The sequence below is a fragment of the Salegentibacter haimaensis genome, assembly GCF_054121495.1.
In genome coordinates, this window is record NZ_JBSYGH010000014.1 from 72,248 (window position 1) to 83,273 (window position 11,026).

6 protein-coding genes and 1 tRNA gene are annotated in these 11,026 nt (G+C 41.6%); 4 read left to right on the forward strand and 3 right to left on the reverse strand.

Annotated features, from left to right (window positions below):
* Complete coding sequence (locus ACW6QP_RS13075) at window positions 1–1,644, forward strand: RagB/SusD family nutrient uptake outer membrane protein (protein WP_457911318.1); 1,644 nt, start codon at window positions 1–3, stop codon at window positions 1,642–1,644.
* 147 nt (window positions 1,645–1,791) lie between these two features.
* On the opposite strand, the gene polA is transcribed toward ACW6QP_RS13075, so the two are convergent.
* Entirely contained in the window at window positions 1,792–4,620 is a 2,829-nt protein-coding gene (polA, locus tag ACW6QP_RS13080) for a DNA polymerase I (protein WP_457911319.1), read from the reverse strand.
* Window positions 4,621–4,829: 209 nt separating this feature from the next.
* Between polA and ACW6QP_RS13085 the strand changes: the two genes are divergently transcribed.
* Both ACW6QP_RS13085 and ACW6QP_RS13090 read left to right on the forward strand, forming a co-directional pair.
* Window positions 4,830–6,053, forward strand: a complete 1,224-nt coding sequence (locus ACW6QP_RS13085) for a metallophosphoesterase (RefSeq protein WP_457911320.1) — start codon at window positions 4,830–4,832, stop codon at window positions 6,051–6,053.
* Between the two features lie 70 nt (window positions 6,054–6,123).
* Complete coding sequence (locus ACW6QP_RS13090) at window positions 6,124–6,420, forward strand: thioredoxin family protein (protein ID WP_457911321.1); 297 nt, start codon at window positions 6,124–6,126, stop codon at window positions 6,418–6,420.
* Here ACW6QP_RS13090 and ACW6QP_RS13095 read toward each other — a convergent pair.
* Window positions 6,417–7,052, reverse strand: a complete 636-nt coding sequence (locus tag ACW6QP_RS13095; protein WP_457911322.1) for a polysaccharide deacetylase family protein — start codon at window positions 7,050–7,052, stop codon at window positions 6,417–6,419. The genes ACW6QP_RS13090 and ACW6QP_RS13095 overlap by 4 nt on opposite strands.
* Before the next feature lie 150 nt (window positions 7,053–7,202).
* Window positions 7,203–10,517: a DUF2723 domain-containing protein gene (locus tag ACW6QP_RS13100; RefSeq protein ID WP_457911323.1), complete on the reverse strand. Its 3,315-nt coding sequence runs from the start codon at window positions 10,515–10,517 to the stop codon at window positions 7,203–7,205.
* 232 nt (window positions 10,518–10,749) lie between these two features.
* On the opposite strand from ACW6QP_RS13100, the gene ACW6QP_RS13105 reads away from it, so the two are divergent.
* Window positions 10,750–10,822, forward strand: a tRNA-Gln gene (locus ACW6QP_RS13105).
* Window positions 10,823–11,026 lie beyond the last annotated feature (204 nt).

Sequence of the window (11,026 nt, forward strand, 5' to 3'; positions counted from 1 at the left end):
ATGTTAAGGAAAATAAAATTATTGTTGTTAGTTGTAATCGTAATTACAATAACTTCATGTTCGGAAGAATTTCTGGATACAAAGCCAACAGATGCAATTTCAGCTGCTGATGCACTGGCTACGGCAGAAAATATGGCACTTATACTTAATGGGTTGCATCGTGGAATGTATGCCCAATCTCAAACTATCCTCCCGGGAGCAAATTCTGCCCGAGCAGGAGAACACTATTGGGTACCTCTAGGTGATAATATTGCCGGAGGGGTGATTCATACGGCAGCTTCTAATAATTTAAGTTGGCAGGATGAAACCCGGTGGATATCCCATACAGATCAAACTTCATTAACGACGGAGATATTATGGTACCATCGTTATAATATTATTGCAAGTTCTAATGCTATTATTAATAAAGCAACAGATGGAAGTATACCCGAAGATGAAAGATTAAGAGAAATAATAGGGCAGGCATATACATACAGAGCCTATGCATATCTTTCATTGGTACAACATTATGCCAAGGGGTATTTAATTGGTAACCCGGCTACAGATCCCGGGGTGCCATTATTGTATTCTTCTGAGGCGCCCTTTACTAGTGCTCCCAGATCAACGGTCCAGGAGGTGTATGATCAAATAAAATCTGATCTCAATACTGCAATAGACTATTTTGAGGATGCCACCCCCAGACCAACCGGAAGTGCAGACGCTAAATCTCAACTTAATATCGATGTTGCCTATGGTCTTAAGGCACGGGCGGCATTAAATAGTGGCGATTGGCGCACAGCTGCTGATGCTGCTAAAATGGCACGCCAAAACTATCCGCTAATGAGCGAAAGCGATTGGAAATCAGGTTTTAATACAACCTTGCTTCCCGAAGTTATTTGGGGTAGTAACGTGATCGATACAGAGACAACCTTTTTCCGTTCTTACTTTTACTTAATCAGCAATGACTTCAATGGTAGTCACAATAGAAATAATCCTAAAATAATTGATAAAAGGTTATACAGTCAAATTCCTGATTCCGATTACCGGAAAGATCTATTTTTAGCTAATGCTCCAAATACTAATAATTCAGCGGCAAACGGAGAAGGTGGATTTGAAAATGATCCAAACTATACAGATAGAGCCGTTTGGGATGCTACCGTAACTGAGATTAAAGATGCTTATGGATTGACAAGTGGGCATAACTTACACCCCTATATGCACTTCAAATTAAGGCAGCAAAATCCTGGCACAATAGACCCAGACGATATTATTTACATGCGTTCATCTGAGATGTATTTGATTGAAGCAGAAGCAGAAACTATGCTGGGTAATATTGCTGCTGCACAGGATGCCTTACGATCATTAGGCCAGGCCCGGGATAGTGAGTATGATCCAACGGTTTTTAGTACACAGGAAGCATTGATGGAACATATTAAGTTTCAACGAGGTGTGGAATTGTATGGAGAAGGCTTTTTATATACAGATAAAATACGTTGGGATGAAGGAATTGATCATTCTGCCAATGGTGGTTCTGGAGCATCTGAAATTCTTTATCAAGATGGATTCAGGCAGGAGAAACCATCAATAAATGATTCCTGGATCTTTAAAATTCCTCAGGCTGAAATTGATGCGAATCCTAATATAGGACCTGGTGATCAAAATTAAATAACCGAGATTTCACAATTAAATATGGTTTTATAAAAAGAATACCGTCCAGATTTCTCTGGACGGTATTTTTGTTTTACATCCTGAAGAGGTTTTTCTCTTAATTACTTGTTGAGTATCTTTGAGTCAGACTAAAATTCACCCAATTTAATGCGCCTCCAACCAGTTACTTCCCGTGCCTACTTCAACATCTAAAGGCACTTCCAGTTTATAGGCGTTTTCCATTTCAGACTTTATCATTTCCCTGAGATTCTCTAATTCGTCTTTATGCGCGTCGAAAACCAGTTCATCGTGTACCTGAAGCAACATCTTCGACTTATATTTTTCCTCCTGTAACTTCTTCTGAATATTGATCATCGCCAGCTTAATGATATCGGCTGCACTTCCCTGTATAGGTGCATTTACCGCGTTGCGCTCGGCGGCGCCACGAACTACTGCGTTTTGAGAGTTTATGTCTTTTAAATATCTTCTTCGGCCTAAAATGGTTTGCACATATCCATGTTCCCGGGCGAATTCTACCTGGTCGTGTATATAATCCCTTAATTTCGGATAGGTCTTATAATAGGTGTCAATTAATTCTTTGGCTTCCTGTCTTGAGAGATTAGTTTGATTGCTTAGCCCAAATGCTGAAACCCCGTAAATAATTCCAAAATTCACGGTTTTTGCATTGCTTCTTTGTTCCCTGTCTACCTCTTCCAGGGAAACCCCGAAAACTTTAGCTGCGGTACTGGCGTGAATGTCCTGCCCCTCCTTAAAAGCTTTTATCATATTTTCTTCTCCGCTCAATGCCGCGATGATGCGCAGTTCTATTTGCGAGTAATCGGCAGCCAAAATGATATGATCTTCATCCCGCGGAATAAAAGCTTTTCTCACCTCTCTGCCGCGTTCGGTGCGAATGGGGATATTTTGAAGGTTTGGGTTATTGGAACTTAGTCTTCCCGTAGCGGCAATGGTTTGTACATAATCGGTATGCACCCTTCCCGTGGTTTTTTCTATTTGGTTGGGCAGCGCGTCTACGTAGGTGTTTTGAAGCTTCACAAGGCCACGATAATCCAACACATATTGAATAATTCGGTGATCTTTAGCCAGCACAGATAATACATCTTCACTGGTAGAATATTGGCCGGTTTTTGTCTTTTTTGGTTTTTTCACCAGGGCCATTTTTTCAAATAAAACAACTCCAAGTTGCTTTGGGGAACTGATTTTAAATTTCTCTCCGGCCTCTTCGTAAATATTAATTTCAAGCTCTTTGATATCCCGCTCTAAAGCTTCAGAAAGTTTTTTCAAATATTCCCGGTCCAGGTTAATGCCTTCCAGCTCCATCGCCGCCAGTACTTTCACAAGCGGAATTTCAATCTCATCAAAAAGTTTTCGGGTGTTGGCCTCGGTTAATTCCTTTTCAAAAAAATGTTTTAGCTGAAGGGTGATATCGGCATCTTCAGCAGCATATTCGGTTTGTTCTGGTAGAGCCACATCCCGCATCGATTTTTGATTTTTGCCTTTTTTGCCAATTAGTTCGGTAATAGATTGAGGCGAATAATTCAAATAGGTCTCGGCCAGCACATCCATATTATGACGCATATCGGGGTTAATGAGATAATGCGCAATCATCGTATCGAATAATGACCCCTGCACTTCCACCTTATATTTGGCCAGCACCTTGATATCATACTTCAGGTTTTGCCCAATTTTCTCAATTTTTTCCGATTCAAAAAATGGTCTTAAATCTTCGATGATTTCCTGAGCCTCATTTCTGTCTTCCGGAAATGCCAAATAATATCCTTTTCCGGTTTCCCAGGAAAAAGCGATCCCCACCAATTCTGCCTCCAAGGCATTTAAACTGGTGGTTTCGGTATCAAAACACACGCTTTTTTGTTTGAGCAATTTCTCCAGAAATAATTTCCTGGCAAAAGCAGTATTCAAACTCTGGTAAACATGTGGCGTATTTTTTAAATTCTTTCGTTCTGAAATTTCCCTGGGCTTTTCACCATCACCGGCATCAAAAAGTGAAAACTGCCCTGCGCCGGCCTCTTTTGCTGCTTTTTTGGCGGTGGGCGAATTGGTGACCTGGGTTTGGGGAGCCGTTTCTTCCCCGCTAAATAATTTTAGAAATTGATCCTTAAGTCTTCTGAATTCGAGTTCTTCAAAGATCTTTTGCACCTTTTCAGAATCGGGCATAGAAAGTTCGTAATCCTCAGCGTGAAAACGCACATCACAATCGGTGAGTATAGCTGCGAGTTTTTTAGACATTATTCCCTGCTCGGCGTGGGCTTCTACTTTTTCACGCATTTTACCTTTTAATTGGTCGGTGTTTTCCAGCAGGGCTTCCATACTGCCAAACTGCTTCAGAAATTTTTTGGCGGTCTTTTCACCAACCCCTGGTAGCCCGGGGATGTTATCTACCGCGTCACCCATCATTCCGAGGAAATCTATAACCTGATCGGGAGTTTCAACCTCAAATTTCTTCTGAACCTCTGGAATTCCCCAAATTTCAATTCCGTTACCCATCCTGGCCGGGCGGTACATAAAAATATTCTCAGAAACCAATTGGGCAAAATCCTTGTCGGGCGTTACCATAAAAACCTGGTAGCCTTCGGCCTCGGCTTGTTTTGCCAGGGTGCCAATTACATCATCGGCTTCGCAGCCCGGCAGTTCAACCACGGGAATGTGCATTGCCTTTAAAATATCCTGAATTATCGGAATTCCGTCTTTGATAGGCTCTGGTGTCGCATCCCGGTTTGCCTTGTATTCGCTGAACATTTCGGTGCGTACCTCACTGCCATCCTTATCAAAACAAACCGCCAAATGATCTGGTTTTTCTCTTCGAATCACGTCGAAAAGAGAATTCATAAACCCCATTATGGCCGAAGTGTCAAAACCTTTTGAATTGATACGCGGATTTTTAATAAAAGCATAGTAACCTCTAAAGATGAGGGCATAAGCATCGACCAGAAAAAGGCGTTTTTGAGCAGACATAGACGGGTTTTTAAAAATAGTTCAGGAAACTCAAAACTACAAAGATAAAATCATACTTGCACCTGCAGGCTCGCGAAAAAGCCAGCTTGTTGAAGTGACAGATTACATTCATAAAGAGCTAAAGCTGTTGAACTGCCGTTAAATTAATTTAAAAGGCTGGGTAGCAGTCTGCTTTCAACCTATCTTCGCAAAAAAAAAGGCTGTACTACATGCGTTGGTTTATTTTAATTGCAATTTATCTCCTTATCGATATCTACGCCTGGCAGGCATTCAGATTATTTAGTAAAAGTTATTGGGTGATGGGAATCTATATCCTGATTTCGATCGCGGTTTTGGGGAATTTCATTTATCAATGGATGCAACCAATGGAAGGCAGCGTGCTTTCGGGAGGGCGTGGCTATGCCTTCGGAATATTATTAGCTATGCTATTGGCGAAACTTTTCTTAAGCATTTTTATGTTAGGCGAAGACCTGTTTCGACTTAGCGCCGGAACTTTTCAAAGAATAACTTCTGAAGATAACTTTTCTCTTCCTTCCAGAAGAAAATTTATTGCGACCCTGGCTTTGGGTATTGCCGCAATTCCTTTTGCTTCTGTTCTCTACGGAATGTACCAGGGGAGGTATAATTTCAGGGTTTTGAGATATAAACTCTATTTCGATGATTTACCTGAAGCTTTTGATGGATACCAGATTAGTCAGATTAGCGATGTGCATAGCGGAAGTTTTGATAACGCTAAAAAAATTCAGTACGGTATAGATTTGCTCAACGAGCAAAAAAGCGATCTCATTGTTTTTACCGGGGATCTGGTAAATAATAAGGCTTCAGAAATGGATGGCTGGACAGAAATGTTTTCGGGTTTAAAGGCCAAAGATGGGGTGTTTTCGGTTTTAGGAAATCACGATTATGGCGACTATGTGCAGTGGAATTCAGCAGCCGAAAAAAATGAAAACCTTGAAAATTTAAAGCAGGTGCACAGGGATATGGGCTGGAATTTGCTCTTAAACGAGCACCGGTTTATCGAAAAAAACGGTGAAAAAATCGCCCTGGTAGGGGTTGAAAACTGGGGTAAAGGTGGCTTCAAAAAAGCCGGTGATCTCGAAGCAGCCGGAAAAAACCTTCACCAAAAGGATTTTAAAGTTTTATTAAGTCATGACCCTTCCCACTGGGAGCAGGTGGTCAAAGAACACGAAAACAATTACCAGCTTACTTTGAGCGGTCATACCCACGGGATGCAGTTTGGTATCGAAATTCCCGGATGGTTTCGTTGGAGCCCCGTGCAGTACCGTTATGAGAATTGGGCGGGAATTTATGAGGAATTTGGCCGTTATATCAATGTAAACCGCGGCTTTGGATACCTGGCATTTCCCGGGCGGGTTGGAATTTGGCCTGAGATTTCGGTGATTGAACTCAAAAGAGGACCAAAACCTGCATAAACCCAGAATTTGCTATATTTGAGAGTCCCGGTCTTTAAAAGCAGTGCTAACAACTAAATTTAATAGCCATATGTCTAAATTTGGTGAATTGATCGATTTAAAAATTCCGGTTTTGCTGGACTTTTTTGCTGAAGGGAATTCGGCTTCAACCGCGATGAATCCGGTGCTTCGGGATGTCGCTGCCACGATGGGAGACCAGGCAAAAGTGATCAAAATCGATATTCAGAAGAACGAAAAACTCGCCGAAGCTCTTAGAGTTAAAGGAGTTCCAACTCTTATGATCTACAAAGCCGGGGAGATGAAATGGAGGCAAAGCGGGGAGCAGGATGCAGCGACTCTAATTGGGATTCTCAAGGAATATGTTTAGATCTTTCTAAAATCAAATCCTTTTTCAGCGAAATGCTTCAGGAATTTAGGAAGGCAGTATCTTAAGTTTTTCTCAGCCTTAAGACTATCGTGAAAAACTACAATGCTTCCACCTTCAGTATATTTTACTAAAATCTGCCAACATTTTTCTCCTGAAATTTTTTGGTCAAAATCTCCGCTTATCACATCCCACATTACAATTTTGTAGCCTAATCTTTCCAATGCTTTAGCCTGGGAGTTTTTAATCTTTCCGTAGGGAGGTCGAAAAAGTTTATCATTATCGAATTCGGGAAACTTTTGAAACTCTTTTTCAGCCAACTCGATGTTTTCCAGATATGTTGAAGTTTTGGTTTTCCAGCCATTTAAATGATTGAAACTATGATTCCCTATGCTATGCCCTTCCTTCAAAATTCGGCTAAAAATCTCAGGATGTTTTTGCACATTTTCCCCTATGCAAAAAAAGCTGGCTTTTGCCTGGTATTCTGCAAGTAAATCCAGAACCCAGGGGGTGACTTCTGGAATGGGGCCGTCGTCGAAACTTAAAAAAATCGTTCTACCAGACCCAATTTTGCTCAATCTTCGCGGATAAAACCTCTTAAGAATCGCCGGATATTTGTGCAGGTATGCAGACATATCATAAAATGCTGTCAAATAGATCTGGAATACAAGTTTGTCACATTGAGCGCAGTCGAAATGGGGTTCTTACGGGAAAACCTGCTCGAATTGTTTCTCGACTCCGCTCAAATTGGCATTTTTTATATTTTTTAGACAGTCGCTTTAATATTAAAGGTTGGTGTCTATTTCTATAGGTTGCGCTGCTCCGGGATTGAGTTCGCGGCTCAGTTGTTCATCGAACATTTCTTCGGGAACTTCAGGGGTTTCCAGGTCTTCTTCTTCCAGCTCTTCCTCTTCGCCATAAAAATGCCTGAACAATCTCAAATGGCGGTTGTATTCATCGATTTCAGATTTCACCAATTCTTCGTCCTGGTAGATCATTAAAAGATCTATAAGGCCGCGGTAACGACGCACATCAGAGATGATTTCTTCAGCATAACGATATTGACGATCAAGTTCCCAGGAAGCAAAATATTGCAGTCTTTCCTGGTACTTACCGGCAACCTGTTTCCAGATTTCTCTGGCTTTGCTTTTATCACCTACCTCATAATAGCCGCTAATGAAAGGCTCCAATAAAGTATAGTAGCCATAATGCTCAACCGGCATATGTTTCATCCCCAGATCGAGAATTTCACGAGCTCTAACCGTATCTCTTTCATTGATGAGATTTTCGGCCAGCCTTGCGAGATTGCTTCGGTAGGTGATGGCATTTTTGCGGGTTTCAGGATCGTGGTAAATATCGTCGCTGCCCATAGTTCCCCAGTCCCAATTCATCGCAATGTCGTACATCTTGTCGGTATCTACAAAGCCCATATCAAATGGATTTCTTGGGTCTACCGGGGTTTTAATCGGCACCAGTTTATAGGCAATTCCTTCCATTTTCAGATAATCTTTCATCCACAGGTAATCATCATCGCCAAAACTGCCGCCAGTGAAATAAATAGGCCTTTCCCAATTATTATTAGCGATAATATCGAGCATTAGCAGCCTGTTTTTGTAAAGAACCTGGGTTCCAATTTCCAGGTTTATCTCATCTACGATCTGGTCTGAGAATTTTCGATCTACAATTCCTTTCTCCAGAACTACCTCCTTATCTACCGGGATTCTTACATATCTGGAAGGGAAGGTGTTGATCATTTGCCCGCTTTGCAGCTCGGCTTTGGTACGGGCATCATCGTTTTGAATAAAATTAAGCCAGGTTTTAATAGGCAGGGTATCGCGGGTAATTTCCCTTAAAAACACGGCATCGTTTTTTCCGTTATAGTCCTTGTTTTCAAATTGCGACGGAATCGGGTCGCTGTCGAAGGCCTTTTGCTTCATTTGGTCTATATACCAGTCGGTCGCAAAAAGGCTGGTGTTGATCACCCTAACATCGGTTCGGTAGCGTTCTATTTGCTGGGCATACCAAAGCGCAAAGGTGTCGTTATCACCAATGGTGAAGATTATTCCGTTGGGGTCTACCGAATCCAGGTACATTTTAGCCATTACCAGGGCAGAATTTCTTCCCGACCTGTCGTGGTCATCCCAGTTTTCTGAAGCCATTAATACCGGCACCGCGAGTAAGGAAACTGCAGTAACCAAAGGAGCAACGATTTTTGGCTGCAGGTATTCTTTAAGCCAGTCATAAAGGGCGTAAACACCTACACCAATCCACATCGCAAAGACATAGAAGGAACCTACCAGGGCATAATCCCGTTCACGAGGTTCAAAAGGTCTTTCGTTAAGGTAAATTTTCAGGGCGATCCCGGTAAACAGGAAAAAGACCAGCAATACCCAGAAATTTTGTTTGTCTTTTTTGAAGTGAAAAACCAGGCCTATTAGGCCAAGTATCAAAGGCAGAAAATAATACGTATTTCTGGCCTTATTGTTTTTCATATCTGAAGGCAAATTATCCTGAGGCCCCAAACGCATTTCATCTATAAAGTCAATTCCGCTAAGCCAGTTGCCGTGCAAATCGGAATATTTCCCCTGGTTATCATCCTGCCGACCTACAAAATTCCACATAAAATAGCGCCAGTACATATAGCCTATCTGGTATTCCAGTAAATAAGCGAAATTCGAGGCAGCCGAGGGTTTTTCAACGATTATATAGTCACTGAATTGCCTAAGGAAATTATGGTAATCATCATTATCTAAAGCGCCCCGGGAATATTCATTTTTGAATTCATTGATGGCCGCCATCAATTGCTCTTCGCCCTGATATTCGGGTTTTACCCTGAAATCCAGAGGGCCGGTAAATTCCATATAATTAACCGCATGTTCTGAGCTCCACATTCTTGGAAGAAAGGTCTTATGGCGATCGTCAAGATTCTGCTTGGCGTTTTTATAGTCGTTTACAATAATATATTTTCCGGCTTCCCTGTCCTTTTCATATTTTGGTTTATCGTCCTTATAAGGATTATCCGGATCCAGGCCGGCATACATTTCAGAAAATTGAGGCCCGAAAAACAGGTGGCTCTCGCCATATTGTTCCCTGTTGTAATATGCCAGCAATTCCCGCGCATTATCAGGGCTGTTTTCATTGATCACAGTGGGAGCATTAGCCCTTATGGGAAGCATAATCCAACTGGAAAAACCAATTAGGATAAACAGGATACCCAAAAGCAGGGTGTTTAGCTGAATAAATTGTTTTTTTCTGGTATAGTTTAGACCAAAATAAAAGCCTGCCACGATAAGCAAAAATGCGATTATGGTTCCTGTATTAAAGGGCATTCCCAGGCTGTTGGTGAAGAACAATTCAGAAGCTGCAAAAAAGCTGAGGGTGTAGGGTAGGAGGAGTTTAAAAATGAACATCAATACGGCTACCACCACCACATTGGCTATGATAAAATTCTTTATCGTTATATTTTTATAATGCTTGAAAAAATACAGAAATCCAATTGCAGGAATAGTCAAAAGTCCCATAAAATGCACTCCAAAAGACAAACCGATGACCAGACAAATTAGTACGAACCAGCGGTTTCCTCTGGGGGTGAACATATCTCTTTCCCATAATAACCCCAGGTAAAACATAAGTGCCATTATACAGGCTGCCATCGCGTAAACTTCGGCTTCAACTGCACTAAACCAGAAACTATCGGTAAAGGTAAAAGCCAGAGCACCTACAGCTGCACTCCCCAGGACAGCAATTTTTCGGGACGGTTTTAAAGTTTCAGCAGGCCCTGCAATTTTTAAGACCAATAAGCTAATAGACCAGAACATAAATAAAATGGCAAAAGCACTGGCCAGACCAGACATAAAATTCACCATTAAAGCGATTTGGCTATTATCTTGCGCGAACATTGAAAAGAAAGCACCGGCCATTTGATAGAAAGGAGCTCCGGGCGGGTGTCCTACTTCCAGGTTGGCCGAGGTAGAGATATATTCACCGGCATCCCAAAAGCTGGCAGTAGGTTCTAAGGTTAGACTGTAAGTTGTAAGAGCGATTAAAAATACCAGCCATCCCAGTATTTTATTCCATTTGCTGAAGCTGAATTCTGTCATTATTCGGTGAGCTTGAAACTTTTGTGGCGAATTTAAGAATAAAAACGGGAAAGCCGCCTGCCGGCGACTAATTCCTTGAATTGGGGAATGAACTGAAAATCTGCAGAATAAACGCTCTTTACAATTTCGAATTATTCCTGGAAAAGGCCGGACCGAAAAAAAGTGGGGAAATTTTTCTAAAAAGTTTGCGTAAACTAAGTTTTGTTTTAAATTTGCATCCGCATTACAGCAATGGCCTATGGTGTAACTGGCAACACGTCTGGTTTTGGTCCAGAAGAGTCTAGGTTCGAGCCCTAGTAGGCCAACAAAATGAAAACCGAATTCTGAAAAGAGTTCGGTTTTTTTGTTTCAGGGAATATTGTTTTGGGCGAGAAGCCTGTCCCGATTGTAGCGCAGCGGAACATCGGGAAGCCCTAGTAGGCCAACAAAATGAAGAGGCTGTCTGAAAAGGCAGTCTCTTTTTTATTGGAAATAATTCAGGATAGTATTATTTTCATGGTATGAAAGCT

Bases quoted from the DNA above. Each gene is read 5' to 3' on its own strand.
- ACW6QP_RS13075 (WP_457911318.1), top strand. From the start codon at position 1: ATGTTAAGGAAAATAAAATTATTGTTGTTAGTTGTAATCGTAATTACA.
- polA (WP_457911319.1), bottom strand. From the start codon at position 4,620: ATGTCTGCTCAAAAACGCCTTTTTCTGGTCGATGCTTATGCCCTCATC.
- ACW6QP_RS13085 (WP_457911320.1), top strand. From the start codon at position 4,830: ATGCGTTGGTTTATTTTAATTGCAATTTATCTCCTTATCGATATCTAC.
- ACW6QP_RS13090 (WP_457911321.1), top strand. From the start codon at position 6,124: ATGTCTAAATTTGGTGAATTGATCGATTTAAAAATTCCGGTTTTGCTG.
- ACW6QP_RS13095 (WP_457911322.1), bottom strand. From the start codon at position 7,052: ATGTCTGCATACCTGCACAAATATCCGGCGATTCTTAAGAGGTTTTAT.
- ACW6QP_RS13100 (WP_457911323.1), bottom strand. From the start codon at position 10,517: ATGACAGAATTCAGCTTCAGCAAATGGAATAAAATACTGGGATGGCTG.